30 protein-coding genes, 1 pseudogene and 1 other annotated feature are annotated in these 25,620 nt (G+C 42.8%); of the genes and pseudogenes, 19 read left to right on the top strand and 12 right to left on the bottom strand.

From position 1 onward, the window contains the following. The 3 genes from NCCP2222_RS11635 to NCCP2222_RS11625 all read left to right on the top strand — a co-directional run bounded on the left by NCCP2222_RS11635 (position 1) and on the right by NCCP2222_RS11625 (position 2,710). On the top strand, positions 1-939 hold the full coding sequence (locus NCCP2222_RS11635) for a sensor histidine kinase (RefSeq protein ID WP_248512514.1): 939 nt from the start codon (positions 1-3) through the stop codon (positions 937-939). A gap of 83 nt (positions 940-1,022) precedes the next feature. Further along, entirely contained in the window at positions 1,023-1,979 is a 957-nt protein-coding gene (locus tag NCCP2222_RS11630; RefSeq protein WP_248512513.1) for an ABC transporter ATP-binding protein, read from the top strand. 59 nt (positions 1,980-2,038) lie between these two features. Further along, positions 2,039-2,710, top strand: coding sequence for an ABC transporter permease (locus tag NCCP2222_RS11625; RefSeq protein ID WP_248512512.1), 672 nt, complete (start codon positions 2,039-2,041; stop codon positions 2,708-2,710). 106 nt (positions 2,711-2,816) lie between these two features. On the opposite strand, the gene NCCP2222_RS11620 is transcribed toward NCCP2222_RS11625, so the two are convergent. The 4 genes from NCCP2222_RS11620 to NCCP2222_RS11605 are packed head-to-tail and all read right to left on the bottom strand — an operon-like array spanning position 2,817 to position 5,895. Continuing rightward, a complete protein-coding gene (locus NCCP2222_RS11620) occupies positions 2,817-3,383 on the bottom strand; it encodes an NADPH-dependent FMN reductase (protein ID WP_248512511.1) in 567 nt (188 codons plus the stop codon). A gap of 15 nt (positions 3,384-3,398) precedes the next feature. After that, positions 3,399-4,454 (bottom strand): LLM class flavin-dependent oxidoreductase, encoded by a 1,056-nt coding sequence (locus NCCP2222_RS11615; RefSeq protein WP_248512510.1) that lies wholly within the window; start codon positions 4,452-4,454, stop codon positions 3,399-3,401. Positions 4,455-4,456: 2 nt separating this feature from the next. Then, on the bottom strand, positions 4,457-5,401 hold the full coding sequence (locus NCCP2222_RS11610) for a ring-cleaving dioxygenase (RefSeq protein WP_248512509.1): 945 nt from the start codon (positions 5,399-5,401) through the stop codon (positions 4,457-4,459). A 50-nt stretch (positions 5,402-5,451) separates the two neighbouring features. After that, positions 5,452-5,895: a MarR family winged helix-turn-helix transcriptional regulator gene (locus NCCP2222_RS11605; protein WP_248512508.1), complete on the bottom strand. Its 444-nt coding sequence runs from the start codon at positions 5,893-5,895 to the stop codon at positions 5,452-5,454. Positions 5,896-6,140: 245 nt separating this feature from the next. Between NCCP2222_RS11605 and NCCP2222_RS11600 the strand changes: the two genes are divergently transcribed. The 5 genes from NCCP2222_RS11600 to NCCP2222_RS11580 are packed head-to-tail and all read left to right on the top strand — an operon-like array spanning position 6,141 to position 10,126. Further along, complete coding sequence (locus NCCP2222_RS11600; protein WP_248512507.1) at positions 6,141-6,818, top strand: response regulator transcription factor; 678 nt, start codon at positions 6,141-6,143, stop codon at positions 6,816-6,818. After that, positions 6,815-7,870, top strand: a complete 1,056-nt coding sequence (locus NCCP2222_RS11595; protein WP_248512506.1) for a HAMP domain-containing sensor histidine kinase — start codon at positions 6,815-6,817, stop codon at positions 7,868-7,870. The genes NCCP2222_RS11600 and NCCP2222_RS11595 overlap by 4 nt, the downstream gene beginning before the upstream one ends. Before the next feature lie 47 nt (positions 7,871-7,917). Further along, positions 7,918-8,631, top strand: coding sequence for an ABC transporter ATP-binding protein (locus NCCP2222_RS11590; RefSeq protein ID WP_248512505.1), 714 nt, complete (start codon positions 7,918-7,920; stop codon positions 8,629-8,631). Then, on the top strand, positions 8,628-9,371 hold the full coding sequence (locus tag NCCP2222_RS11585; RefSeq protein ID WP_248512504.1) for an ABC transporter permease: 744 nt from the start codon (positions 8,628-8,630) through the stop codon (positions 9,369-9,371). The genes NCCP2222_RS11590 and NCCP2222_RS11585 overlap by 4 nt, the downstream gene beginning before the upstream one ends. Continuing rightward, positions 9,368-10,126, top strand: a complete 759-nt coding sequence (locus NCCP2222_RS11580; protein ID WP_248512503.1) for an ABC transporter permease — start codon at positions 9,368-9,370, stop codon at positions 10,124-10,126. The genes NCCP2222_RS11585 and NCCP2222_RS11580 overlap by 4 nt, the downstream gene beginning before the upstream one ends. 52 nt (positions 10,127-10,178) lie before the next feature. On the opposite strand, the gene NCCP2222_RS11575 is transcribed toward NCCP2222_RS11580, so the two are convergent. Further along, the gene (locus NCCP2222_RS11575) at positions 10,179-11,762 is read right to left on the bottom strand and encodes a DUF4179 domain-containing protein (protein WP_248512502.1); all 1,584 of its coding nucleotides are present in this window, start codon (positions 11,760-11,762) and stop codon (positions 10,179-10,181) included. Then, positions 11,752-12,279, bottom strand: coding sequence for an RNA polymerase sigma factor (locus tag NCCP2222_RS11570; protein ID WP_248512501.1), 528 nt, complete (start codon positions 12,277-12,279; stop codon positions 11,752-11,754). Before NCCP2222_RS11570 ends, NCCP2222_RS11575 begins: the two co-directional genes overlap by 11 nt. Before the next feature lie 207 nt (positions 12,280-12,486). Here NCCP2222_RS11570 and NCCP2222_RS11565 point away from each other — a divergent pair, with 207 nt between their 5' ends. The 4 genes from NCCP2222_RS11565 (at position 12,487) to NCCP2222_RS11550 (ending at position 14,109) form a co-directional block, all read left to right on the top strand. Beyond that, complete coding sequence (locus NCCP2222_RS11565) at positions 12,487-12,645, top strand: hypothetical protein (RefSeq protein ID WP_248512500.1); 159 nt, start codon at positions 12,487-12,489, stop codon at positions 12,643-12,645. A 51-nt stretch (positions 12,646-12,696) separates the two neighbouring features. Further along, complete coding sequence (locus NCCP2222_RS11560) at positions 12,697-12,933, top strand: permease (RefSeq protein ID WP_248512499.1); 237 nt, start codon at positions 12,697-12,699, stop codon at positions 12,931-12,933. A 44-nt stretch (positions 12,934-12,977) separates the two neighbouring features. Continuing rightward, on the top strand, positions 12,978-13,454 hold the full coding sequence (locus tag NCCP2222_RS11555; protein ID WP_248512498.1) for a hypothetical protein: 477 nt from the start codon (positions 12,978-12,980) through the stop codon (positions 13,452-13,454). Positions 13,455-13,698: 244 nt separating this feature from the next. Beyond that, complete coding sequence (locus NCCP2222_RS11550; RefSeq protein ID WP_248512497.1) at positions 13,699-14,109, top strand: GNAT family N-acetyltransferase; 411 nt, start codon at positions 13,699-13,701, stop codon at positions 14,107-14,109. 83 nt (positions 14,110-14,192) lie between these two features. Here NCCP2222_RS11550 and yedF read toward each other — a convergent pair whose 3' ends face one another. Together yedF and yedE are read right to left on the bottom strand one after the other, a co-directional pair. Beyond that, positions 14,193-14,432, bottom strand: a complete 240-nt coding sequence (yedF, locus tag NCCP2222_RS11545; protein WP_248512496.1) for a sulfurtransferase-like selenium metabolism protein YedF — start codon at positions 14,430-14,432, stop codon at positions 14,193-14,195. Continuing rightward, positions 14,422-15,624: a selenium metabolism membrane protein YedE/FdhT gene (gene yedE / locus NCCP2222_RS11540; protein WP_248512495.1), complete on the bottom strand. Its 1,203-nt coding sequence runs from the start codon at positions 15,622-15,624 to the stop codon at positions 14,422-14,424. Before yedE ends, yedF begins: the two co-directional genes overlap by 11 nt. Before the next feature lie 86 nt (positions 15,625-15,710). Between yedE and NCCP2222_RS11535 the strand changes: the two genes are divergently transcribed. Beyond that, positions 15,711-15,944, top strand: a complete 234-nt coding sequence (locus NCCP2222_RS11535) for a protein rep (protein WP_282570698.1) — start codon at positions 15,711-15,713, stop codon at positions 15,942-15,944. A 284-nt stretch (positions 15,945-16,228) separates the two neighbouring features. After that, positions 16,229-16,882 (top strand): class I SAM-dependent methyltransferase, encoded by a 654-nt coding sequence (locus tag NCCP2222_RS11530; RefSeq protein WP_248512490.1) that lies wholly within the window; start codon positions 16,229-16,231, stop codon positions 16,880-16,882. 128 nt (positions 16,883-17,010) lie between these two features. Here the strand turns inward: NCCP2222_RS11530 and NCCP2222_RS11525 are convergent, their stop codons facing one another. Beyond that, entirely contained in the window at positions 17,011-17,577 is a 567-nt protein-coding gene (locus tag NCCP2222_RS11525; RefSeq protein WP_248512488.1) for a nitroreductase family protein, read from the bottom strand. Positions 17,578-17,735: 158 nt separating this feature from the next. On the opposite strand from NCCP2222_RS11525, the gene NCCP2222_RS11520 reads away from it, so the two are divergent. Together NCCP2222_RS11520 and NCCP2222_RS11515 are read left to right on the top strand one after the other, a co-directional pair. Next, positions 17,736-18,287, top strand: coding sequence for a hypothetical protein (locus NCCP2222_RS11520; RefSeq protein ID WP_248512486.1), 552 nt, complete (start codon positions 17,736-17,738; stop codon positions 18,285-18,287). A 495-nt stretch (positions 18,288-18,782) separates the two neighbouring features. Then, a complete protein-coding gene (locus NCCP2222_RS11515) occupies positions 18,783-19,952 on the top strand; it encodes an MFS transporter (RefSeq protein ID WP_248512483.1) in 1,170 nt (389 codons plus the stop codon). 134 nt (positions 19,953-20,086) lie between these two features. Here NCCP2222_RS11515 and NCCP2222_RS11510 read toward each other — a convergent pair whose 3' ends face one another. After that, the gene (locus NCCP2222_RS11510; RefSeq protein WP_248512481.1) at positions 20,087-20,515 is read right to left on the bottom strand and encodes a GatB/YqeY domain-containing protein; all 429 of its coding nucleotides are present in this window, start codon (positions 20,513-20,515) and stop codon (positions 20,087-20,089) included. Positions 20,516-20,652: 137 nt separating this feature from the next. On the opposite strand from NCCP2222_RS11510, the gene NCCP2222_RS11505 reads away from it, so the two are divergent. Both NCCP2222_RS11505 and proS read left to right on the top strand, forming a co-directional pair. Further along, positions 20,653-21,396, top strand: coding sequence for a hypothetical protein (locus tag NCCP2222_RS11505; protein ID WP_248512479.1), 744 nt, complete (start codon positions 20,653-20,655; stop codon positions 21,394-21,396). 44 nt (positions 21,397-21,440) lie between these two features. Further along, positions 21,441-21,655: a binding site (T-box leader), on the top strand. Between the two features lie 26 nt (positions 21,656-21,681). Then, a complete protein-coding gene (gene proS / locus NCCP2222_RS11500; protein WP_248512477.1) occupies positions 21,682-23,139 on the top strand; it encodes a proline--tRNA ligase in 1,458 nt (485 codons plus the stop codon). Between the two features lie 29 nt (positions 23,140-23,168). Here the strand turns inward: proS and NCCP2222_RS11495 are convergent, their stop codons facing one another. Both NCCP2222_RS11495 and NCCP2222_RS11490 read right to left on the bottom strand, forming a co-directional pair. Further along, on the bottom strand, positions 23,169-23,900 hold the full coding sequence (locus NCCP2222_RS11495) for an HAD-IIB family hydrolase (protein WP_248512475.1): 732 nt from the start codon (positions 23,898-23,900) through the stop codon (positions 23,169-23,171). Continuing rightward, entirely contained in the window at positions 23,869-25,089 is a 1,221-nt protein-coding gene (locus NCCP2222_RS11490; protein WP_248512473.1) for a glycosyltransferase, read from the bottom strand. The genes NCCP2222_RS11495 and NCCP2222_RS11490 overlap by 32 nt, the downstream gene beginning before the upstream one ends. 160 nt (positions 25,090-25,249) lie before the next feature. Between NCCP2222_RS11490 and NCCP2222_RS11485 the strand changes: the two are divergent. Beyond that, positions 25,250-25,588, top strand: a pseudogene (locus NCCP2222_RS11485) (c-type cytochrome); the annotation flags it as partial. Between the last annotated feature and the right edge of the window lie 32 nt (positions 25,589-25,620).

Raw genomic sequence — 25,620 nt, 5'->3', positions numbered from 1 at the left:
ATGGATCTATTATTAATTGGAATTATTCTTTTGCTAGTCGCCCTCAATTTACTTCAGTACTATCGAGCGAAACAAAGAGATAAAGAATTAGAATACTTGGCAATTCGATTAAAAGAAATGAGTAAAGAAACGTCTACTTTGGATCAAATCCTTCTTAGTACTGATGATAAAGCAATACAAAATTTATTAGTCCAGATGAATGAGTTCTTCGACCGCTACAAACAATCCAGTGCCCAGTTAAAAAAAACAGAACAGTCCATCAAAAAAATGCTTTCGAATGTGTCCCATGATTTAAAAACTCCCTTAACAGTTGTATTAGGCTATATTGAAACCATTCAGCAGGATTCAAGAAGGCCGGCGGAGGAGCGAAATAGACTGCTGAATAAAATCCACCACAAAACGTTGGAGATTATCCATTTAATCAATTCTTTTTTTGACCTAGCAAAACTAGAGGCAAATGACCAACGTATTGATTTAACAGGCGTCCACATTAATGAAGTTTGCCGGAAAAATATTTTAGGTTTCTATGATTTAGTACAATTGAAAGAATTTGAAGCTGTTATCAATATTCCGGAAACACCGGTTTATGCATTGGCAAACGAGGAAGCGCTTGGACGAGTTTTAAACAATTTATTCTCCAATGCACTCTATCACGGAGAAGCAGGGAAAACGGTAGGTTTTAGTTTGGAGTATGATGAGCATCATGTCTTCCTAAGTGTATGGGATAAAGGAAAAGGTATTGAGGAACACCATCAGGAACATGTATTTGAAAGGTCCTTTACAGTGGAGGAATCGAGAAATAAGGCGTTCCAAGGAAGCGGCCTGGGATTAACCATTACGAAAAAGTTGGTGGATTCCATGGGAGGAGACATTTTTGTAAAGAGTACACCCTTTCATAGAACCACATTTTCTATCCAGCTGAAACGAGTGTTTTTTTAATTTCGTAAGGTTTTCTTAAGAATTGTGAAAGAGGAAAGAAAGTATTGGATTGTAGAATAAGTAGTAGGAGAGGGGGGAAACAAATGGACATTGCCATTCAAACAACGGGCTTAACCAAAACGCTTCACGGAAATGAAATTATATCAAACCTTAATATGACTGTGAAAAAGGGTGAGATTTATGGATTGCTCGGCCCTAATGGGGCAGGGAAAACAACGTTAATGAAAATGCTGTTAAACCTGGTTAAGCCAACAGCAGGAGAAATACAAATTTTAGGTGAAACACTAACGCCTTCATCCTTTGAGTTGTTAAAAAGGATGGGGAACATTATTGAATATCCCATTTTTTACGAAAAGTTAAGCGCATTTGATAACTTAGTGCTCCATTGTGAATATATGGGCTTTTATAATCAAGATGCCATCCGCGAGACAATTGAATTAGTCGGGTTAAAGAACATTGATAACAAGCTTGTAAAAGAATTTTCTCTCGGAATGAAGCAACGTTTAGGGATTGGTAGAGCCATTTTGACGCGGCCGGAACTGTTGGTTTTAGATGAGCCGATTAATGGGCTGGACCCTGCTGGGATAAAAGAAATGAGGAACTTATTTCAAATGCTAACTAAGCAGTACGGAATAACGCTGCTCATTTCAAGTCACATTTTAGGGGAGATTGAACAACTTGCAGATACGATTGGCATTATCAACAAGGGGCAATTAATTAAAGAAATTACTATGGACAAAATACGTGAGCAAAATACTGAGTATATTGAATTAGTAACACCTCAACAAAGAAAAGCTTGTTTTATAATAGAAGAGCTCAATATCTCTAATTATAAAGTTGTCGATGAATCGACCATCAGGATTTACGATTCGAATGTCACCCAAACAGCCATTTCAAAAGAGTTAATTTTAAACGACATAGAAATAGATTCGATTAATAAAAAGGTGAAAAATCTAGAGGAATATTTTTTAGATCTTGTTGGTGAGCCTTCATCCACTAATATCCGTAAAAAAGGGCAGCAGCCTGTACATTATCTTTAAAGGCAACTTCATATTTGTAGCAATTTTTTCACGGTTTACTATTAGTGGAGGTGAAGCATATGTTCAATTTAATTAGGCTAGAGTTAAAGAAGGAAAGCTTTAAATGGTATGGCATCGGAACAGTTATTGCTAATTTGCTGATACTTGCTCTCATCATTCCAATTCAATATGTAGAAAAAATAGAGACAGATGAAATGTTTATGATTATGGGCGCATTAATAAGAGCCGTGTTCATAATATTTGGTGCTGTGTTACTTTCCAAATTAATCATAGATGAGTATAAAAATAAAACAATATTTCTTATGTATACCTATCCAATTCAACGGAAGAAGTTAATTACTGCTAAGCTACTGCTTATAGGTATACTTACTTTTATTACCATCTCCATTTCCAGTGCTTTAGTTGCTGTGGGTTATTTTATAATTCATAACATGTTTCAAATCTCCCCGGATACCATACCTGCTCAGCGATTAATTGTAGAAATCGTGAGTATGCTCAAGTTTGCCATAGCAGCGGCGGGTGCAAGTTTAATTCCCTTATACTTTGGTTTGCGAAAACAGTCAGTCCCGGCAACATTACTTTCCTCTATACTTATTGTGACTGTAATTACTCAAAGCAACCCATGGTTTTCACTTGCTGACAATATCTATATCTCTTTAGTTGCTGCTACAATAGGCGTCTTCATCGCATTTTGGACAATTAGGAATGTAGACAAAGTGGATGCTATTTAAATGTAATAAGCTAGGGAGTACTGACAATACGAATTAATCATACAGTTAGATGAAAAAAGGGAATTGTAAGGAGAAAATCCTTATCAATTCCCTTTTGTTATGTTAATTAGAAATCATATTCCTCATCTTGTTTCTTGCGAATGCCTTCGTAGGCTTCCACCGTCAATACGGTATCCTCCACTAAGCGTTCTAAACGAAACAGGACATCGTCGTTGACGATTTCCTTGCGTAAAAAGTCTTTTTCTTCAATAAAGACATAGGTGGGGACAATGTGCGCTTTCATATAGGCTAAGATCGGTTTTAACTGTTGCTCGACCATCAAGTAGTGCTTGGATGTGCCTGCCGTGACGATCATGCTAATGACTTTGTCCCTGAAGGCATTGACAGGCAGCAGGTCAAAAATATTCTTTAGAGTGGCGGGAATGGATGCTTGGAACGTAGGCGTGCCGAGAATAATGGCGTCAGCCCCCATAACTGTCTCAGCAACCAACTTGGTATCCCCGTCGTACTCAAAGTAATTGCGACCATCACTGAACTCGACTGTATAGTCGGCTAAATCAAGTAAGGTAACGTCATGCTGAGGGTATTTATTTTGAAGCATCTCGATGGCCGTTACAGCGGCTGTCCTCGTTTTTGAGCCTACAATAGAGCCAGCCAAAACAACAATTTTCATTTTGAATCCCCCTCGTTATTTGGCAGTATATTTTTTAATCGCCGGTATAATATCCCTTCCGATGATTTCAATGTTTTTCATAATCTTTTCGAACGGCACCCCGCCAAAATCAATTTGTGCCATAAATCGTTGCATGCCATACAGTTCATGTTGGTATAGAAGCTTTTCGATGATTTGCTGCGTGCTGCCAACCATTAAGGCATCGCGGGTATCAGGAGCTTGAGCGAATTGCTGTTTTGGATAGCCCCCGCCGCGAATGGCGATGAATCCGCCATTAATATGAGGATACATGCCTTGCAACGCTTCCTTTGTTGTATCCGCCACATAGAACAAGCTTGTTGTGGCGATTGGCAATGTTGCGGGATCAAAACCGCTTTGTTCTAACGCCTCACGGTAGGCATCAACAGAGTGTTTGAAATTGATGGCTGGTCCACCTAAAGTCGTCAGCATCATTGGAATCCCCATGTATCCCGCTTTAATGGCACTTGCGGGCGGTCCGCCGACTGCGCGCCAGATAGGAATTGTCCCGTTTACAGGCTGCGGCAGGATCTGGGCGTTTTCAAGGGGAGGACGGAATTCGCCTTGCCATGTCACCCGTTCCTCTTCATTAATTTTCTTAAGAAGCTCTAATTTCTCTTCAAAAATTTCCTCGTAGTCCTGTAAATCAACTCCGAGCAAGTGGTAGGCACCGACACGGGAGCCACGTCCAGCAACGATTTCTGCTCGTCCCCCTGAAATCAAGTCGATCGTGGCAAAATCCTCATAAACACGAACGGGGTCCGACACACTTAAGACGGTTGCGGAGCTCGTAATTTTAATGTCATTTGTAGCTTGTGCGATAGCCCCGAGCACGACCGTATGGGCTTGCGTTGTAAAGTACGTCTGATGACTCTCGCCAACGCCGAACACATCGATTCCAGCTTGTTCAGCAAGCTTGGCTGCCTCGATTAATTCATGGATTCGCTGCTGGGCGGACACCCGGTCGCCCGTTAGCGGGTTAGGAATGTGATCACCTAGAGAATAGAGGCCAAATTCCATCCCCTTTGAGGGATTTATACGATATTGTTCCATTCCTATTCCTCCTCAATAGGTTGAAGTTTTTGTTCGATTTCGTGGCGGCGTTCCTCTAAAAATGGAGGCAAGTCCAGTTTTTCACCGAGTGTTTCGATCGGCCCGTCGATTGTGAACCCCGGTCCGTCCGTAGCAATTTCAAATAAAATTCCGTTTGACTCGCGGAAGTACAAGCTTTTGAAATAAAATCGATCCACGATGCCGGAAGAATGAAAGCCGCGTGCGCGCACTTGCTCGTCATAGTAGGCGAGCGCATCTTCATCTTTTACACGAATCGCCAGATGATGAATACTGCCTCGCCCTGGTTTTTCGGCAGGTCCATCCATTGCTTTCACGACGATTTCACCAAATAGTTCCCCGTTAATTGATTGGTAAATAGCTTCTTTTTCCGAACGCGATACTTCGGTATAGCCGAATATGTCCGTAAGCGTGCGTCCTATCTTCTCGAGCCGGCGCACTGTGATTTCAACGGGACCCATGCCTTGGATTTGATGTTCAGCAGGGACGGATGATTGTTCCCAAGTTTCCCAGTGGTCGATTTTTTGTCCATACGACGGTAACAGCACCATCCGCAAGCCTTCTGCGTCTTCAAAGTGTAGGGCAGGTCGGTCGGTGTATGTTGTGATGTCGCTATGTTGTACACTAAATTCTTTAAAACGGGATTTCCAAAAAGCTAAACTCGCTTCAGAGGGAACAAGCAAGCCGATTTGTGTAATGGCATTTGTACCTCGGTGTGTGCTCCCGACAAACGGCATTTCAAAAAAGGATAACTCCGTGCCCGGACTGCCTGTTTTGTCTCCGTAGAATAAGTGATACATCGACGGATCATCTTGATTCACCGTCAGCTTCACCCGTCGCAACCCAAGTATGTCGCGGTAAAAACGATTATTTTGCTTGGCGTTTTTCGTAATCATTGAAATGTGATGATGGCCTGGTATTGGATGCATTGTATGTTCCTCCTTTTTCATTTGACTAATCAAGTGACCAGGTAAAAAAATTACCGATCCGGCAATTTCTTTTGTTCACTGTTTTTATGGACACGTGACATGAGCGTATATAACGTCTTTTTCTCTTCCTCCGATAAACATTCATCGAAAAACGAAGATTGGAATGCAAGTTGAGCGTCAAAGGCATTCTCTAATTTGTTTCGGCCTTTATTTGTTAATGAGATCGTTTTAGTCTTCCAATCCTGCTTGCGTTCAATGAGTCCGTCTTTTTCAAGGCGAGCGAGCATACGCGAAATACCGCCTTGCGTTACGGTTACCTTCTCGGCTAATTCACTTTGTGTTAAAGGTTCGTACGTCGAAATCTGCATCAATACATCAAACTGGGCTGTCGTTAAATCATAAGGCTTTAAAAATTCATTGGATAGCAAATTGCTCTGATGGGTGAATCGAGTCAGTCTCAGCCAAATTAATGATCCGCGCGTATTCCTTTGCATATTGTTCCTCACTCCCTTTCCTACTATTCACTTTACTACTCAAGTGATGGTCTTGCAAGGTTTTTATCTCGAATTCAAGATACTTGTTCTTTATATATTCTTATATTCTTATCCACCGTGAGATAATCGCTCCATAGTTACAAATCTAATTGAAGAAGCAAGCTGATTAAGCTGATTGGAAATTAGATTCCTATGTTAATGTTATAATATAGGACAATTTCGAAACTTAGAGTGAGGGATGCTGCTTGAAAAGAAGCGTATTATATATTGAAGATAATGAGAAGATAGGCAGTTGGGTGAAAGAAGAATTAGAACAGCGAGGATTTTCCGTTCAATGGCTGCTGACTGGAGAAGGAGCCGAAGAACAAGTAAAACAGCATGAAATTGTTATTTTGGATATCATGTTGCCTGGCTTGGACGGATTTACTATAGGTAAACGGCTAAAAAAGGCAGCTCCTGCTGTTCCTATCTTGCTGTTATCCGCTCGAACATCGATCCATGATAAGGTAGATGGTTTACAATTTGCCGATGACTACGTTACGAAACCATTCCACACAGATGAATTAGTGGCAAGAATAGAAGTGTTAATCCGTCGAAGTGGTGGAAACCATTCCGAACGTATTTCATTAGGAAATCATATTGAAGTAGATCCAGAGATTCAAATGGTCTATGACAAACGTACAGGAGAAGAAATTATTTTAACAGGGAAACAACATCAAATCTTAATGTATTTCTTACGCCATCCGAATCAAGTGTTGCCGAAAGAACAAATTTATGAAGCGATTTGGAACGAACCTTATATGACTGGCGATAAAACAGTATTGGTCCATATCAGCCGATTGCGCCAAAAGCTGGAACGGTATCCCGATTCCTCGGAGATTATTGAAACGTTGAAGGGAATTGGCTATCGGGTGAAACTATGAAACAGACTAGATCATTATTTCATCGTTTTCTAATGGGTCATTTTCTATTCATCTTTTTTCCTCCCATTGTGCTCATTATTCTCCTTATGCCCATTGGGTTTTCGGGTATTAATGAAGAAGATCTGAATACGGTAAACCAATTTTACTTTATCCTGCTTTTGTTTGGTTTTATTATGATCGCGTTTGTTGTAATATCTTGGATTTTCTTTTTAAGACTTCGCAAGCGTCTTACCTACTTGCAGGAAGCCATGTCATTTTCAGCTGCAACTACCTCATTTCCTAAACCAATATCTGTTCAATCGGGTCGGATGGATGAAATCGATCAGTTAGGAAGTTCATTTAATTGGATGATTCAGCAGCTTGAAGACAGTCAAAAACGCGAATATGAAGAGGAATTATTACGACATCGGCTCATCGCAAATTTATCTCACGACTTGCGAACGCCCCTTACCATTTTGAGAGGGCATGTCACGAAATTAAATAAAGAATCAATGAGTTTAGAAGGTCATAATTCATTGACAGAAATGAACTATACGATTTCAAGAATCGGAGAACTCATGGATGATTTACTTTCTTATACATTGCTTACTTCGGGGAAACATCCATTTCACCCTAATTCAACAGACATTGGGCGTTTGGTACGAGCATCTGTTGCTTCGTGGTATCCCGTTTTTGAAGAAAAAGAAATTCAGGTGGATGTTGATTTACCAGCAGAAGAAACATTTTATTGGGAGGCAGATCCTGTATGGATCGCAAGGGTTTTGGATAATTTATTTCAAAACATTCTTCGCCATGCAGCCGATGGGAAATATGCAAATATTGCAGTGAATGTAGAAAAAGAACAGATCATTGTGGCAGACAGAGGGCCAGGTATGGAGCATTCTTCTTATGAGCAAGGGGCGGGAATTGGTTTATCGGCTTCTAATTATATGTTGAAGAAAATGGATCTGAAAGCGGAATTTATATCAAGTGAAAAAGGCACAAGAGTCGTGATTGGCAGGGCTTTACCTAAAGTTAACCCAGAAGTAAACAACATGATAACCGAGATGTAACATTGCTTCCTTATAATGAGAGCCATAACAGAAAGGGCGTGTTATGGTTGCTTACAATTAATAACTTAGTCAAACAGCGAGGAAATCATGAAATCTTATCAGGTATCAGTTTTAAAGCCAGGCCAGGCAGAGTAACTGGTTTTTTAGGTCCAAACGGGGCAGGGAAAAGTTCTACACTTCGCATATTGCTTGGATTGGATCGTGCAACCTCTGGAAGCGCACTAATTGATGGAAAGCCATTTGCAGAATTGCAGAATCCACTTTCAACGGTAGGTGCTGCACTTGATGGATTTGGAGCGCATCGTATGCGAACAGGACGTGCACACTTGCGATGGATTGCCCGAGCTGCAGGATTGCCTCGATCGCGTGTCGAGGAAGTTCTGGAAATAGTAGGTTTGACAGACGCAGCGGGGAAACGGGTCGGCACTTATTCCCTTGGTATGGGAAGAAGACTTGGAATGGCGGCTGCATTACTTGGAGATCCTGAAATATTGATTTTGGATGAACCCGTAAACGGACTCGATCCAGAAGGAATTCGCTGGATTCGGACATTTTTACGTGAACGTGCTGCATCTGGAAAAACCGTCTTGCTATCCAGTCATTTAATGGGCGAGCTTGCAGAGACTGTGGATGATGTGGTGATCATTAATCGTGGGAAAGTCGTGGCAAATGGAACTTTGGAAGAAGTGATCGGTAGCCATTCCACACTGGAGGAAGCCTTTTTTGCCCTGACTACTGAACATGCAGGTGCTGTTGTATGAGAGCATTTAACGCGGAACTATCAAAATTATTCTCCCTGCCGGGCATATGGCTTGCCTTTCTCATTGGCGCTTGTGCCCCCGCAATCATTGCTGCGCTTGACAGCATGGCAGAAAAAGACGATATTCTAGCTGGAGTCAGCACGCGGCTATCGGAAGTAGGTCTTATAGGATTAGGTGCTGGTGTGCAAGGGATTATTATTCTTGGAGTGCTTGCTGTCAGCAGTGAGTATTTGACAGAGAGCAGTGAATCTGGCGGAGGGAACCAGATTACAACGAGTTTAACCGCCGTTTCATCCCGTCTCCAATTTTTGCTCGCAAAAGCAGGTGCTGTGGCAGTGATCAGCATACTCCTTTTCGTTGTTGCTATTGTAACAACTATGTCAGCAACAAAGCTTATTTTGGGTGAATATGCCCCTGTATTTGAAGCATCGAAACTAGTCGGAGTTGGTTGCTACTGGACATTTACTGCTCTACTAGCATTTGGAATGACTGTCCTGACAAAGAATGGTATTATTCCGCTTGCTGTACTCATTATCAATTCATCTGTTGTAACAATCTCGTACCTATTAACGAAGGTTACAAAGTTAGCGTTTTACTTACCGGATCGAGCTGGGATGGATATGTTTATGAGCGACGGATATCACACCCCAATTACAGGCGGGTTCATTATGTTTGCTTGGGTAACCGTTCTTTTCATAGTAGCAGCCATTGTATTTCATAGGAGGGACGTTGCATCATGATGGTCTCTTCTAGTAGAAAAATAACATCGATCCTTGGCTCCGAACTGGATAAGTTAGTAACACTGCCATTGATTTTGCGCACTTTGATGGCTACATTCATTGTGAATGTAGTGTTAACCGCAGCTTTTACTTCTGCCAACCTCCAAGGGACAACAGGTGCGCAAAGTATACTGGATACAGGACTTGCTTCTATGGGTTATCTTCAAGCAGGGTTCATTATTCTTGGCATCTTGGCCACTTGTTCGGAGTATACGGGAGGACAGATCCGAACTACTTTAATTGTGATACCTTGGCGGGGATTTCAATTATCAACAAAGCATTTGGCATTGGCAGTTATAACGGTGCCTATGGCGTTCATCATGGCTGCATCAGGTGTACTCTATGCTTTTATTATGATGAAAGACACAGCAGCAGGGATTGAAACAGGCACCGTTATAAGAACGGTAATTGGTGCAACAGGCTACTTAACATTAACTACACTTCTCAGTGCCGCTGTAGGGGCTTTATTCAAACGAACCACTCCTGCGTTAGTGGTATTGCTTGGTTACTATTTCATTGTCAGTCCGTTGATGAGAAATTATTTGCCACGGATTAAAAATTATTCTCCCGATACGGCAGGATCTTATATGTACATGCCGCTTTCCACTGACGAGATAAATGCTCTGACAGTGATGCAGGGGACAGGTATTTTACTGTTATGGACACTGCTCTTTATTACAGTAGCTATCATACTTTACCGAAGACGAGATGCCTAAGTTTTGAAGGGAAAGAGAAAAACGAGAGCCGCATAATAGGCTCTCGTTTCCTTCAATCCAAAGGAATATCCACAACTTTTTCGTTATACTCGATCATCCGGTACCCGTCGATTGACAGTTTGGCTGGAATGAAGTCTTCTCCATCTTCCCTAGAAATTTGGATTTCATGCTCGGTTGGATAGAGGATCGGTTCTTTCAGTTCATGGAGGCGATAAAAATTTTCATATGCTTTGTATTGCTTGCCGTTTTTATCAATGATATAACCGTCCGCGTTAATAACAGTGGATTTATTATGTCCCTCTGCATCTGAGAAATGATAGTCGAGAGATTGGTACATACGATTCGCATTCAGCTCTTCACTCATCGTGATCAAAGTTGGTTGTCCAATCTCTACCTTATCGATGGAAATTTTCGTACCTAAATAAGTAAAGGTTTGCGGGAACGGTTTAGAAGGTTCGATTGGGAAATCGGCTTTCTCCGTGACGTTAAATTCCATCTTTCCAAAGTGGACTTTTACATGGGTCGGATTCTCAAAATAAAGGGATTCAAATGTTGCATTTTCCTCTTGCCATCCATTGCTACGATATGTGGACCCGCCGACCCCCGCAAAATCGAACGTGCTTCCGGTTACATAGTTTTCTTTGCTTTCGATCCCGGCAATCGAGATGGATAAGCCATCTAGCTTACGCTCTTCATTCTCGTTGCGATAACGATAGGAAAGAACTGTCACGGTTGGAGCGATTGTCAGTTTGTCGATAATCACCGGATTCCCCTCATACTCTGTCTCCACGTTAAGATCATGGATAATGGCCGGGTGTTTTTTGACGGGTATCTCAAAATGCCAGTCCCCTTCAATATATTCAGGTACTCTTATGCTTGAATCTACTCCATCAGTTCCGTCCAGACTTTGGACTTTATTCAAAGTCAGCTGAATGGTTCCTTCTTCTTTCGATAAAGGTCCCATCCCCAATCTGCCTTTGGAAATATGGGGATTCTCGGAAGGCAACCGCAGATGGTTACTGACAGGAGAATAATGCGGTTCATCTTTTGAGTTGAAAATTTCCTCCTGATTGTCTACCTTGAGTCCTTTCGTAAAGTCAATCAAATATTCGTTTTCTCTTTTCTGATCTTCTATTTCATAATAAACAAGCGTTTGCATTTCATCTGCTACGACATTGGTAATCGTGATTTTGATGCCATTGCTCTCGGCTACAGCATTCACTTTGTCGCCCAAGCCTTTCTGCACGAAATTCTCCACCTGCTCTTCCTGCTTGTTGCCAAAGTCTTTCCACCAGTCCGCAAAAGTAGCAAACCCATTCGTCGCAATCGCTGTACCGACGAAGACGGTTAGAAAGAGAGCCGCGGCGGCGCCAATTAAGGTCGTGCGCTTAACGGTCTTTCGTTTACTCCATTGCATGCTTGCAACAGAAGCCCGCACGTTCTTCATAAGACTCTCCGGCACATGAATGGCCTCACTCTCTTCCTCCAGTGAGGTGATCAGCTGTTTCAGCTTTACCAATTCCTCTTTGCACGCAGCGCATTCCTCTATATGAAGTTCAAACTCTTTTCTTTCCCATTCATTCAAGTTGCCTTCAAGATAATCTATCATGTGGTCCTGTGCATTTTTACACTCCATGCTTTTCACCGCCTTCAAATAGTTTCCGAAGCAACGTCAACCCTCTATAAAGCCTCGATTTTACTGTCCCTACAGGCACGTTTATGATGTCTGCAATTTCTTTTTGCGAATAACCCTGTATGTATTTCAAGAGGATAACTTCCTTATGCTGGCTATCGAGCTGGTCCAAGCTTTCCATCAGTTCCAGCCGATGCTCAATCGGGCGCTCATCTGCTCTCTCCGGCGGGCTTTCGACCACTTGCTTATTTTTTCTTCGATAAATCGCCCGACATTCATTGATAAAAATGGACGTTACCCATGTTTCAAAGTAGTGATCCTGCTTCAACTGACCGATATTCTCATGAATTTTTAAAACGGTATTATGAAATACATCTTCAACGTCGTGATAATCTTTCAAGTAGCTCCATCCGATCTTATAGAACTTTGATTGACGCTCCTCAAACCAATCTAATATGGCTTGCATATCTTGCTTTTTAATTCGTTTTAAATAAATTGACCCTGCCGTCGATGTTTTCACAAATGGTGCTCTCTCCTTTCCGAGTGGCCCTTTTCCAATTAGAGTAACGACAATGGAGAAAAGTTCCCTTTTAAAAAAATTGTTTTGCAGATGAGATGAAGAGTGAGAATACGTTAAATGCCATAGAGGAAGATTATTCCGTTTTTAAATGGTATAATATTGGTAAAAGATATAAGTAGATAATAGTTTGGGGAGGAGGGGGTCTATTTGAATAACTACATGTATTCGTTGTATGCCTTGATTCTAGGTGTCGTATCTTTTTTTACGGGTGAAATGGTTACGTTTATCATGCTCGGTTTTATATTAATTGCGCTTGTTAATATTAACACGACTTTGAAAAGAATTTATTTGAAAGAGGAGAAATAAGATCCTTTGGAATCGGGAGGTAGCTAATTTCAGCACTGCTAGGGGGATTGCATGTTTATTTTTAAACCCTATAAAGATAAGCGTTATTGGATTCTGCTAATTACATTCTTGATCTTTTTAGTAGGTTTTATTGTCTTTGTCCCGAGTGGATTTTTCGAAAAGAATTGGAATGGGCTGTTATTCATACTCTTTTATGGGGCTGCATTTTGGTTACTATATTATATCTGGACTTATTTAGGGGATAAAAAAAGAAAAAGTAAGGATGCATTGATTGATGAATGTATTTAATGAGATGACATATTGTTGATCACCAAAAGGAGAGTGGCATTTACATGACTCAATATAGCGTCCTTGTAGCAAATGAGCCTTTGAAGGAAATGGATTGTTCTGGAATTAAGGAACTGACAGTTAGGGAGTTGAAAAAACTATATCCCATTACTGAAACGACAGTTGAGCAGCCTTGGCATTCAATGGATGATGATGTGCGAATCTTACATGCAGCGGATGAATTAGCATTTGGCAGGCTGAACATATTTGAATGGGATAATCCTCCTTGTGAATTGGACGATTACAACCAGAAAGCTTACATATACGGTGTCGAAGGAAATTGGGATACACAATTCATTATGGATTTACGGAGTTACTTGAGAAGTCATATTACACAAGAGCAGAAGGTAGAACTGCTTCGATTTTGGGCGGGAGATGGGTATCGGCCATTAGAAGAACAAAACTTATCTGTTAATGATATAGAATTGCATCATCTTGAGAGTTTAAAGAATGAATTTTTTGCACGTATAGTTTTTGAATAAGAATCAGTTAATGCATTTTGCAAGCAATACAAAGTTGAAACACCAGAGGTAAGATTTCTATTGCTCCACTTTTATATTTGAAGAACTGTGTATTGTGCAAACTGTTGAAATTCAGTATGATGGAAATAATAAATCCATTCTGAGCGTAAAATAGAAATAATTATCCAGACAGTAAAGGAGGCATCAGACAGTGGATAAATTATGGAATAACTCTTCAAACTAAAAATTTGAGGAGGAAAAATAAATGGCGATCAGTTTACAAAGCAGTAAAGAGATAAATGTGAATCAATTGGAAAAGTTATATAATGATGTGAAATGGTATGCGTATACAAAAGATTTAGCTGTTCTGCAGCAAGCGCTATGCCAATCATTAGATGTTATTTCAGCTTGGGACGGAGATGAGCTAGTGGGACTCATACGGATTGTTGGCGATGGGTTAACCATTATATATATCCAAGACATCCTTGTCCTGAATGCATATCAAAATCAAGGAATCGCGACTCAACTCATGCAGCAGGCTTTGAATAAATATAAAGACGTTCGGCAAAAAGTTCTTTTAACAGAAGAAGCACCGGATGTCAGGCACTTTTATGAAAAGAATAGCTTCCAATCTTGCGATCAAGGAACATTGGTAGCATTTGCTTTGTTGAATTAATCGTATATAATCTTGCTAAATGCATAATTACAAAACACACAAAAGCCAGAACCCCACTACAGAGGGCTCTGGCTTTTGCTATTTTACGCATATATATAAAACAAATATTCCTGACCATTCTTTACGGGTTCCTGGGCAAATGTATAACCATGTGCCTTGGCTTCCTCGGGCACATTGCGGAACGAGCCGGGGCAATCGGTAATGACGAGTAGCAGCTCGCCTTTATTCATGCCTTCGAGTGCCTCCAACGTATAGATGACGGGGTACGGGCAGGATTCTCCCCGAAGGTCTAGTGTGAAGTTGGGTTCTAATTCAGCCTGCATAGTCTGTCGCTCCTTTCTTCATTGTCCGTTTTTGATGGTATCGTTTTTCTCGATAGATTGTCAGTGCATACAGCAAGCCGAGCATGGCCAAGGTGGCGAGGATGGCTCCGACTGGGTGGAGCGAATCCAAGAGGTTGATGGGTGCTCCGCTTTGAACGAGCGTCGAATAGATGCCGAGATGATCCCACGCGCAGGCAAGTAATGTGGCACCGATAATGTTGCCTGCAAAGACGGGCAAAAAAAGAACCTGTCCTTCCATCAGCCGATACATCATGCCGGTTTCGCAGCCGGATGCCATCACAATACCGAGGCCAAACAAAATGCCGCCAATAAACGTGCTAGGCGCGGCAATCTGCGTAATTGGCGTTAAATCGTAAACGGAAATGATGATGATCGTCAACACAGAGCTGACGGCCATCCCAAGGATGATCGCTTTTGCCATAAGGCTCCGTCCGACGAGAAATAGATCGCGGAAGGCGGAGGTAAAACAGATTTGTCCGCGTTCAATAAGAATGCCAAAGGCCAGGCCAAACAACGCACCAAGTCCAAGCAATTTCTGCCCGGTTGCAAAGAAGTAAACGATCAATCCGATATAGAGAACGGCAATGACGCTGCCTACATAAGGCTGGATTACACGTTTTTTTACCGTCGACGGCTTCGCAGCCCCTTTTGTGAGTGTGGGGCGTCCTTTCCACCAGCGTGTTTTGGTCAATTTGGTTCCGAAGAAGGTACCAATGCCTGTTGCCACAATAAAAATCCAGGAGTGAAGCGAAAACTGTGGCACGCCTGTAAAGAAAGCAGCTAAATTACAGCCGAGTGCCAGCCGGGCGCCGAATCCTGCAATGATGCCGCCGATCAGCCCTTGTACATAACGGCGTTTCTGCTGTGGTTTGCGGATTTTAAAATTATTGCTCAGCAGTACCATAATTAAAGCACCTATAAACATGCCCCATACCATCCAGCCATCAGGGCGACTCCACGTCGTACCTTGCAAATGCACCTTGTCATAATAGGCCCAGCCTGTTATATCGACTCCTAATAAGTTTAGAAGATCGCCTCCAAGGCGTGTGAATTCACCGGTTACCGCCCAGACAGTTGACGTGAGACCGAAATAGAAAGCGCTCAGGATTCCCGCAATCACAAGGACGACGTAAGGATTCCAGTAGCGCATAAATAGAGTATGTTTTTTCATGTTGTGGGTCCCTTCCGTAAAGTACTTTTCTATTGTATTCCTAATTCAATAGAAATCAAGGGTTTGGGACTCTTTGGAAGAAATCGATAAAGGCTGTCGTTAAGGATTTGGAAGAGGGTTTGTTCCGTGAAAGGTTAATTTCATACGGTGGATTGCTGAAAGAGATACACAAAGAAGTAAATTTAGATGATGCAGAAGATGGTGATTTGATAAAAGTGATTGATGAAGATGATGAGGAAAAAGAAGATGAAGCCTACACAGTCACAGCAATGTGGAACTGGAATAGGCAAAATTACTATATAAAAAATGATGGTTCTTGATATTCAACAAACGGGCCAAATTCTAGAACAAGAAAAATGCACTTATTATGATGAGCCAAAGTGTTGAATAATATTGTAGCTGAAAGTGTGTAAATAGCTTATTAATCAGGAAATATATGTTAAACTAAAAGATAAATATATTTAAGATCCTCCAAGATAATTCTTAAAATACAAATACTGTAGGAGTAAAAATACCTTGCATAGAAATTTGAAGGAGGTTCAAAACAGTGGAGAAACTATGGGATTTAGCCTTCCAGAAATAATTAAATATTAGGAGGCTAACAATGATAAATGATATAAACACAAAAATAATTCCCTTTTATGGTGGAATAAAACCTGATCTATTTGAAATAGAAAGAAGATGTATGGATAGAGACGGAAAGGTTATTCAGTATTTAGATTCATTTTTACCTAATGGTATAGTTATAGACATTGGTGCAGGAAATGGATATACTGCAGAAAAGTTAGTACACGAAAATCGTATTGTAATTCCTATGGAACCAGATGAAAAGATGATTGATCTAAGTAAGGATTTGGCTTGGTCTAATGGTGTTGCTCAGTCGATACCATTTCATTCAAATACCTTTGATGCGATGTATTCTACTTGGGCATTCTTTTTCGATGGAATTACAGATATTGATGAAGGATTAAACGAAATTGAAAGAGTTGTCAAAAACGAAGGGCTTATTATCATAGTGGATAATTACGGTAACGATGAGTTTTGTAGTTTTTCACCAAATGATATTTCAAACCCTGTATCTAAGTGGGTAGAGCGAGGGTTTAAATACGAGATAATAGATACGGAATTTGTTTTTGATACTGTTGAAGAAGCAAAAAAGCTTCTCACATTCTATTTTGGAGAACAGGGTAATAAAGTGAATAAAACAAGACTTGAATATAAAGTTGTTGTATATACGAAGGTAAATAAACAGGTCTAAATATTTTTTTTAAAATAGGTGTGTTTCTAATTTGGAAACACACCTTTAATTATAAGTAAATGTTCTTTAATAATATTACTGAAACAATCGTCTGGTAGGGCGCGATTGTTCGAAGACGCGGTTTCTTGTCAATTGTCGATAATCATTAGCCGTTCACGAATGTCAGTCCGTTCTTGCGGGTTCGGAATATGCTTTGGATAGCCGATCATCAGTGTCGCTACAACTTTTTCGCCCGGCTGGACACCGATCGCTTCTCGGAAGACAGGATCGTAAATCCAATCATTGGAGCGCCAGATCATGCCAATACCACGTTCCCATGCTGCAAGCTGGAAGTTTTGGATCATGGTAGAGACGGCGCCATAATCTTCATCCCATCTTCTTTGCCGCGGGTCTTCGGGCATAATGACAACGAGATGGAGGGGGATATTGCGGAAGTACTCGGATTTTCGCTGCACTTTCTCTGGAATGTCTCCATCTGCTTTAGTTTGTGAATCAACATAGGCTTGGACGAATTTATCTTTTCCTTCTCCCGTATACAATTGAAAACGCCATGGCTCCGTCAGCTTATGGTTTGGTGCCCACTTTGCAACGTTCAGTAATTCTATAATTTCTTCAACGTCGACCGGGTCTGGTTTGAATGCTTTAATCGTTCTACGGCTGATAATGGCTTGCTCTACTGGATTCTTCCCTTTCACTTCTCATACCCCTATCTTTTATTGAAAATGAAAATCATTATCAATAACAATATAACACAAGTAATACTTACTTTCTAACTTCGTATTCAATTAATTAAATTTAAAATGAATTGTAACTATTTCACTTTTCATCCGTATCATTACAGGGAGGTGAGGATATGTTGGATCAGAATGAGCCCCGCCATGTAATGATGGCTATTACGTTCGGAGTTTTTCTGTTATCACCCATATTTCTAATAGCGGCCCCTATATTTATCGCCATTTCCATGCATGGGGTATCAGACTCATGGGTAGTGCTTCCACCAGCGAAAGCCTATCTATTCTACGGAATTGGCCTTCTGTTCTTATTCATTGCTTGTTTCATACTATTTTTATTGCGCCTAAATAAAACTTCAAAGTGGATCAGTGTCGTCAGTGTGTTATTATGCATTCTATTCATGGCCGAGGGGACCCAGCATTATGTGGGCGTGTCAACGGATGATGTATCCTTTAAGCGTGGAATGTTTGCGTCTGAACAACGGTATCCATGGAGTGAGGTGGAAGTGGTAACATACCGGGAATTTCCAAAAGAAGGAGGTTTCCCGAAGTTCGATTTCCATTTTATCGATGGAGATGTCATTTCGCTCCCGGAGACCGAGCATGTCCGGCTACTGCATAATGCAATTAGAGAGAAACTGACTAATAATGACATTGAATTTCAGAGAAGATGATTCGCCCAAAACAAAAGCCGCCGTATGGTGGCTTTTTTGCGTGGGATTTTCTGCATAATAGAAAATTGTATTTTTATATTTTAATATGTACATTATTCAAGTGCATAATATGAAACCGAAGTTCCAGGAAATTTCCCCTTGGAGCTTTAACAATGGTGAGCGCCTAAATTGAGCGCTCACCATTGTTCATTTTATGGGTTTGTCGTGTGGATTTGGCGGATTTGCGGGGTTATTTGGCGTGTAGGTGGTCGGATTTGGCGGGGCTGCGAGTTAATTTGGCGCATGGATGGCCGGATTTGGCGCGTTTGCCGGTTAATTTGGCGTCAAACCCAATGGATTTGGCGAATCTCCTGTTTCATTTTACAAAAAGATAGAATAAGCAAACCGATTCATAGATTCGTTACCCAGCGCCGTCTTTTTGACGTACCTGACTTATGGTACGATGTGGTATAGCGTTTCGGTAGCAGGGGGGAGTCTGTCATACATATTCATCAAATGGTTGAACGGCATCGCTTCTGGGTGCTTGTTCTCATCGTGTCGGTCGCGGGTTTTTCGCAGGGCATGCTGCTTCCGCTGATTTCGACCATCTTTGAAAGGGAAGGGATCTCGAGTACGTTGAACGGTCTGAATGCGACCGGATTGTACATAGGGACGCTGCTCGTCTCCCCGTTCATGGAGGCGCCGCTGAGGAAATATGGGTATAAGCCAATTATCATTTTTGGCGGTCTTTGCTTGCTGGTATCGTTGCTGGCGTTTCCACTGTGGAAGAATGTTGTCTTTTGGTTTGTCCTCCGCATGCTAGTCGGAATTGGGGACCATTCTCTCCACTTTGCGACGCAGACGTGGTTGACCAGCACCGTACCCCAGCATAAATTAGGCCGGAGCATATCCATCTATGGCCTATCAGTCGGGCTTGGTTTTGCAATCGGACCTATGTTTGTACCGCTCGTTGATATTTTTGAAGGTTTGCCGTTCATTGTGTCGGCCGGTTTGAGCGTTCTAGTGTGGTCTTCTGTTTTCCTCTTGCCCAATGATTTTCCGGACGTATTGCCTGGAGAGGTTGCGAAGGGACATCCCGGTTCCCAATTTAAGGCGACAATCCTGATCTCAGGCATTGCTTTTCTTGGGCCGTTTGGCTTCGGCTTTTTGGAATCCTCGCTCAATGCGATGTATCCCGTTTACGCTCTGCGCAATGGAATTCCTCTTTCGATGGTCTCCCTGATCATTCCTGCTTTTGCGCTCGGCGGCATACTGACGCAGATTCCACTTGGTATGTTGTCGGATAAAATTGGACGGAAGCCCGTTTTATTAGTGGCATTTGGCGGCGGCAGCTTGTCTTTTCTGGGAGCCGGCTTGGTAGGAGATCATGCGGTCCTCGTCATGGTCATGTTTTTCATGGCGGGCTTGTTCGCAGGTTCTGTCTTTTCGCTAGGTGTTTCCTACATGTCCGATTTGACGCCAAAATCGCTCCTGCCTACAGGCAACTTGCTGTGTGGCATCTTCTTTAGCATTGGCAGTTTATCAGGCCCAATATTAGGCGGCTTTTTCTTGGAGCTCGATACGGAAGTAAGTTATCTCTTCTTGTACGCTTTGTTCCTTGGTGTTTTATTTCTGACTACGTTGTTTGGTAAGAGAAGGAGGACACCTGTTTCTGCAGCTGACTGACATGGGGACAATTTCCTCGTCCTGCTGCTCGGTCGCCGGAATCAGGACGGAAAGCCGGCGATGAAAAGGGAGCAGCTTCAGTTCCCTTTTTTTATACAAAAAATCCCCTGCCTACAGCAGGGGACTTCAACTTCTTATTGAATTAAGCTCTTCACCACTTTTGACATGGTGGCGCCATCTGTCTTGCCCGCGAGCAATGGTTTGGCGATTTTCATCGCATCGCCCATATTCATTCCTTGGGAAACACCCGCTTCTGTCAATAAAGCTGCGACTTCTTCCTCAGTTAATTGCTTTGGCAAAAATGATTTCAACAGGGTCAATTTTGCTTTTTCCTGTTCGATCAAATCATCCCGCTGTGCACTTTGTGCTCCTTCAAGCGCCTGGTTAGTTTGTTTGATTTCCCGATTGACGATCGCTGTTTCTTCTTCCTCTGTGAGCGGAGCCCCTTTTTCTTTCTCAGTCAGGTCAAGCGCCGATTTCAATAAAGTGAGCACGCCTTTTGATAACGTATCTTTCTCTCTCATAGCCGTTTTCAACTGTTCAAATACTGTAGTTTTCAACATATATAAAACCTCCCATTAATAAGTAACGAAAAAACATTTTGTGTAAAAAGTATAGAAGAGCGGCATCGGAAAAGCAACTGTATGAATTAATGTGAATCCGTCTGCTAGAATGTTTGTATAAAGAGGGGGAATGTTTCATGAAATCTATCTTATGCTTTGAAACTGCGGAGGAATGCGAACAGCATGCAGCTCTGATCAAACGCCAAATGGAAAGGCTGGGGAAATACGAGGAAGTACTGCGGTCCTCCTATCAACTGGAGGAAACACCGAAAGCTGTTATGTGGACATCCGCAGAACTGGCGACGACTGTTTTTTCCGCTCTTCCGATTCCAGCATATACGAATGAGGAGTTCATTTACCTATCACCGGAGCTTGAGCAATGGCGGGACTTGATGTTGCTTCAATTGGATGGGAACGAGTTGCCTGGGATCAAGTCTTATTATGAGAAATTTGGCGAGGATCATCTGTTTGAAATTCTGGCACATGAATTGACTCATCATAGTGAGCTGTTTTTGGACGAATTTGATGATGACCGGGAAGATTCGATCTGGTTTGAGGAGGGCATGTGCTTTTATTTGCCGCGACGTTTTCTTGGCGAAGACTATTTCAATGAATTGACGAAAGTGGAAGGTACTCTTGTAAAAACTTTTCAGGAACAGTATGGCGGTCATTCATTGGATGACTTCGGAGCGGGTACATATGCAGGATCGATATCAAGCATTATGTTCGATTACTGGCGCAGCTTTTTGAAGGTGAAAGACATCGTTGAGTTTCATCATGGGGATGTCCAGCAGGTGTTCCGACTTTATCACGAGTGGCATGAGGCGGGGCGCAATCAATCACTGTCTGCCTATTTTGACGATATTTGCACAACTGTATAAACGCGATTGTATATGACAATCCTATTTGGTATAGTAGAGTCAATATGAAATCCATGAAGTGGCCGAGTAGATGGAAATTGTGATACAGAAAGCATAGCGATTGCTGAGAGTTATGCCACCGCTTTTCATTGAAACCTACCACGGAGATGTCATGCAAACATGACCGGGTCGTTCCGTTACGAAACGTTTGAGGGCTTATGGCAACCATAGGCCGAACAAAGGTGGTACCACGTCGACCCAGCGCAAAGACGTCCTTTTTTATAGGACGTCTTTGCGCTTTTTATTATGCAGAAGGAGGTTATACTTTTGAGCAATCAACAAAATGATTTTTCAAAATGGTACATTGATACGATCCAAAAGGCAGATTTGATGGACTATACACCAGTTCGTGGATGTATCGCATTCAAACCGGATGGCTTTGAGATTTGGGAGCATATTCAGGAAGAGATGAACCGCCGTTTCAAGGAAACGGGTCATCGCAATGCGTATTTCCCGATGTTGATTCCTGAATCGTTTTTCCAAAAAGAGAAGGACCATATCGAAGGCTTCTCGCCAGAGCTTCCTTGGGTAACTGAGGCGGCAGGTGAGAAATTGGAGGAGCGGCTGGCACTCCGTCCGACGTCCGAGACGATGATCGGTCATTTGTATTCCGATTGGATTAAGAGCTACCGCGATCTTCCGGTTTTGATCAACCAGTGGGCGAACGTCTTCCGTTGGGAGAAAAAGACGCTGCCGTTCATCCGGACGTCTGAATTCCTATGGCAGGAAGGGCACACAGCTCATGTGGATGAAGAGGAAGCACGCCAAGAGACGATGCAAATGCTGAACATCTATAAGGAAGTAGTCGAAGGACTTCTTGCTATTCCTGTTTATGATGGTCAAAAGACGCCATCCGAGCGTTTTGCGGGAGCAGTCGATACGTATTCCATTGAAGCAATGATGAAGGACGGCAAGGCAGTTCAAGCCGGGACTTCCCATTACTTAGGCACAAAATTCGCGGAAGCATTTGATATTAAGTATTTAACGAAAGAAAATCGTCATGAGTACGTTCATACGACATCATGGGGAACGTCCACTCGTCTCATCGGATCGGTCATCATGGTGCATGGGGATGAGCAAGGATTAGTCTTGCCGCCGCGCATTGCACCAACGCAGGTTATTTTGATTCCGGTCGGTCCGTGGAAGAAAAATCCGGCGATCATGGAGAAGCTGGATGAGGTTTACGCGGCACTGAAAGCGAAAGGCATCCGCGTCCGTCTGGATGATTCCGATCAATCTCCTGGCTTCAAGTTCAATGAGTGGGAATTAAAAGGAGTACCGGTCCGTCTGGAGCTTGGTCCGCGTGACCTGGAGAATAACCAGGCATTGATGAAGGCTCGTGATGAAGCGGATAAAGTAGCAGTCGATCTTGCGAATGTCGTAGAACGCATCGAACAAGAACTCGAAACGATGCAAACGCGCCTGCTTGAAAAAGCACGGAAATTCCGGGAAGAGCACTCCCACACGCATATCGACAAATTGTCGGAGCTAAAAGAGCATATTGCCAGCTCTCAAGAAAAAGGGGAGATCCCTGGATGGATCCTTGCCGGCTGGTGTGGAGATGATGCGTGTGAAGAGCATGTGAAAGAAGAAACAAAATTCACGACGCGCAATATTCCATTCAACCCGCCTGCAGAAAAACATGTATGTATTAACTGTGGTAAAGAAGCGAAGCATACGGTTTGGTTTGCAAGAGCGTATTAATCAAAAGAGACAAGCATGTATAGGTTTCCCTATGCGTGCTTGTCTTTTTTATCATAAAAATGCACCCATGCCTCATGGATACCGGCGGCGCAATGGGTTTTGGCACGGAACAGATTGGGATGATCGACCATATCAAGCAACTCCGGCTGGGCGTTTCCGACAATAACAGCAGGGTGTCCGAGCGACAACATGTCAATGTCATTTCCTGAATCGCCTGCGATGAGCAGCTTGACATCTGGAGCCGCATAGCGCTCGATGACATACTTCAGTGCCCGTCCTTTCCCGGAAGAAGGCGGCAGCACATCGATGTCCCGATTGGAGCTGAAGATGAACGTATGGGGGATTCCCTCCTGTTCTAGTCTCTTCTTAAACTTCCCTGCCGCGCTAGGATTGCTATCTACCGTATAGGATACGCGGTAATCGTTCGGAAGCTGCTGCCGCTTTAGCTCCGGGAAGTCAGTGGCAATCTCGACAATCCGATCAGGCAGCCAATGCTCATTCATTTTCTGCTTCCAATCGGAGTCTTCGCCATCGTGATGGTAGATAGCAGTCCCGACATCTGTAATGAGCAGGTCCGGGATAGGCAAGGATACTTCTTTGATCAACGATTTGGCAGAGTCGAGATGTCGCCCCGTTACATATACAAGGGCCACCTCATAAGGTGCTCCGTCGTAATAAGCAAGCAAATCTGCAAGCCCCTCCTCGTTTCCGACAAGCGTTCCATCCAAATCAGTCGCCAGCATAAATTTTTTCTGTTTCACGTATGACCACCTCATAAATGTTGTCCATCTTCTTGGCAACGGTTGGCCAATTAAACTCCCGCCTAGCAAAAGAAGCGGCTTTTCGTCCAAGCAGGCGGGCGAACTCTTGATTGGCTGCTAAGAACTTCATCGCGCGAGCCAGTTGCAAGGGGTTTTCCCGTTCCACATGGAGGCCTGTTTCCCGATGTTGTACGACGTCTTTTAATCCGCCAACAGCTGATGCGATGACAGGACAGCCGCACGCTTGCGCTTCCGCAGCAACCATGCCGAAGGATTCGTATGTGGAAGGAACGACAACAGCCGTTGCTCCATTAAACAATTGAGCCAATTGGGATTGGGTGCGTGCGCCTACGAATAGGATATGATCTTCCACTCCATTGACTGCTTTTTTTAATTTAGGGCAGATGGGTGTTTTGTTCTGTGGATCCACTTTGTTCGTGTCGCCTCCCGCAATCACGAGCTTTGTAGATGTAGAAAGTTCGTTTTTTTCTTTTAATAAACGAAAAGCGCGGATAAGTGTGAAGATCCCTTTTGTCGATTCCAAGCGACCGGCAAAAGCGAAATAGGGGGAGTCGCTTTGTGTAGAAAAAGCTTTTGATTCAAAGCTTTTATCAACCCCGATCGGAATCACTTGGATTGGTGCGGGGTCCGTCACAAATCCTTGGATTAGATTCCGCTCCGTTTTAGTAGTAGCGACAATTGTGTCTGCATGCTCCAAGATGACACGTTCCGCCTGAAGGCGCTCTTGCTCGCGCTGACCTGTCGCTTGCGCTTTCGCAATTCCGAGTGAGTGGGACGTATGGATCCACGGCAACCCGTAATCTTTGACCATGTTTAAGCCGAGCAGGCCGGAAAGCCAATAATGGGTATGCATGGCGTCATATGACGACGGATCGATCGTCTCACACATTTCTGCGTAAAAGTCAGGAAGCAAGTCATACAAATCGCTTTTTGGCACGTATCCTTTCTTGCCACCAGCGATGCGAATGACACGGCATCGATTGCCAAATGATTCAGTATGTGGTTTTGATTCATCTGCCCAATGTGTAATTACATCGACTTGATGTCCTGTTTGATCAAGTGCCAGGGCCAGTTGTTTTACATAGTTGTTTTGTCCGCCTGCTTGTTCACCACCTAGGGCTGCCAGCGGATCGCCATGATCGGAAATGAATAATAGCTTTTTCCGCATAAAGATTCCCCTTTCCAAATTGGATTCTAGTGAACGTCTATCACTATATCTATACCCTGTTGTTTGTGACAGTAACATTACGTCTCTGTGAAGTTTGGAAAGAGCCGAGTGGTATCAAGTGAATTGGAAAAATGGAGAAGAATACTGAAAATGTTCTTGAATCGCCTGCCATGCAGGGGATGGCACAGGTACAGGCTCGAATACAGGTCCTGCCCTTTGGGGAGATGGTTCATTCAATGATGGAGCAGGAATTGCGCGTATGTCCAAAATGGCCGGATATATTCAAAATAACATGCCTGTAGGCCAGGCAGGCACTTTGACAGACCAAGAGGCGAGTGACTTGGCAGCTTTTATACTGTCAAAGGATCGCCCGGAATGGAAGAATCATGACAAAGATTGGCCAAAAGGCGATCGGCCGACTGATATTATGAATAAAGAACGACGCGATCAGATCAAAGACGGCACAATTGACTGGAACGAAGTGTTAGGAAAAGAGTAAAAAAAGGCGGTCCTGGATATCCAGGCCGCCTG

Origin of the sequence: Sporosarcina sp. NCCP-2222 (genome assembly GCF_023168145.1) — a bacterium.
GTDB lineage: Bacteria > Bacillota > Bacilli > Bacillales_A > Planococcaceae > Sporosarcina.
This window is presented reverse-complemented; position numbering and strand designations above follow the sequence as displayed.

Coding starts and splice junctions, on each gene's coding strand:
- NCCP2222_RS11635 (WP_248512514.1), top strand. CDS start 1: ATGGATCTATTATTAATTGGAATTATTCTTTTGCTAGTCGCCCTCAAT.
- NCCP2222_RS11630 (WP_248512513.1), top strand. CDS start 1,023: ATGGACATTGCCATTCAAACAACGGGCTTAACCAAAACGCTTCACGGA.
- NCCP2222_RS11625 (WP_248512512.1), top strand. CDS start 2,039: ATGTTCAATTTAATTAGGCTAGAGTTAAAGAAGGAAAGCTTTAAATGG.
- NCCP2222_RS11620 (WP_248512511.1), bottom strand. CDS start 3,383: ATGAAAATTGTTGTTTTGGCTGGCTCTATTGTAGGCTCAAAAACGAGG.
- NCCP2222_RS11615 (WP_248512510.1), bottom strand. CDS start 4,454: ATGGAACAATATCGTATAAATCCCTCAAAGGGGATGGAATTTGGCCTC.
- NCCP2222_RS11610 (WP_248512509.1), bottom strand. CDS start 5,401: ATGCATCCAATACCAGGCCATCATCACATTTCAATGATTACGAAAAAC.
- NCCP2222_RS11605 (WP_248512508.1), bottom strand. CDS start 5,895: ATGCAAAGGAATACGCGCGGATCATTAATTTGGCTGAGACTGACTCGA.
- NCCP2222_RS11595 (WP_248512506.1), top strand. CDS start 6,815: ATGAAACAGACTAGATCATTATTTCATCGTTTTCTAATGGGTCATTTT.
- NCCP2222_RS11585 (WP_248512504.1), top strand. CDS start 8,628: ATGAGAGCATTTAACGCGGAACTATCAAAATTATTCTCCCTGCCGGGC.
- NCCP2222_RS11580 (WP_248512503.1), top strand. CDS start 9,368: ATGATGGTCTCTTCTAGTAGAAAAATAACATCGATCCTTGGCTCCGAA.
- NCCP2222_RS11575 (WP_248512502.1), bottom strand. CDS start 11,762: ATGGAGTGTAAAAATGCACAGGACCACATGATAGATTATCTTGAAGGC.
- NCCP2222_RS11560 (WP_248512499.1), top strand. CDS start 12,697: ATGTTTATTTTTAAACCCTATAAAGATAAGCGTTATTGGATTCTGCTA.
- NCCP2222_RS11555 (WP_248512498.1), top strand. CDS start 12,978: ATGACTCAATATAGCGTCCTTGTAGCAAATGAGCCTTTGAAGGAAATG.
- NCCP2222_RS11550 (WP_248512497.1), top strand. CDS start 13,699: ATGGCGATCAGTTTACAAAGCAGTAAAGAGATAAATGTGAATCAATTG.
- yedF (WP_248512496.1), bottom strand. CDS start 14,432: ATGCAGGCTGAATTAGAACCCAACTTCACACTAGACCTTCGGGGAGAA.
- yedE (WP_248512495.1), bottom strand. CDS start 15,624: ATGAAAAAACATACTCTATTTATGCGCTACTGGAATCCTTACGTCGTC.
- NCCP2222_RS11530 (WP_248512490.1), top strand. CDS start 16,229: ATGATAAATGATATAAACACAAAAATAATTCCCTTTTATGGTGGAATA.
- NCCP2222_RS11520 (WP_248512486.1), top strand. CDS start 17,736: ATGTTGGATCAGAATGAGCCCCGCCATGTAATGATGGCTATTACGTTC.
- NCCP2222_RS11515 (WP_248512483.1), top strand. CDS start 18,783: ATGGTTGAACGGCATCGCTTCTGGGTGCTTGTTCTCATCGTGTCGGTC.
- NCCP2222_RS11510 (WP_248512481.1), bottom strand. CDS start 20,515: ATGTTGAAAACTACAGTATTTGAACAGTTGAAAACGGCTATGAGAGAG.
- NCCP2222_RS11505 (WP_248512479.1), top strand. CDS start 20,653: ATGAAATCTATCTTATGCTTTGAAACTGCGGAGGAATGCGAACAGCAT.
- proS (WP_248512477.1), top strand. CDS start 21,682: ATGCAGAAGGAGGTTATACTTTTGAGCAATCAACAAAATGATTTTTCA.
- NCCP2222_RS11490 (WP_248512473.1), bottom strand. CDS start 25,089: ATGCGGAAAAAGCTATTATTCATTTCCGATCATGGCGATCCGCTGGCA.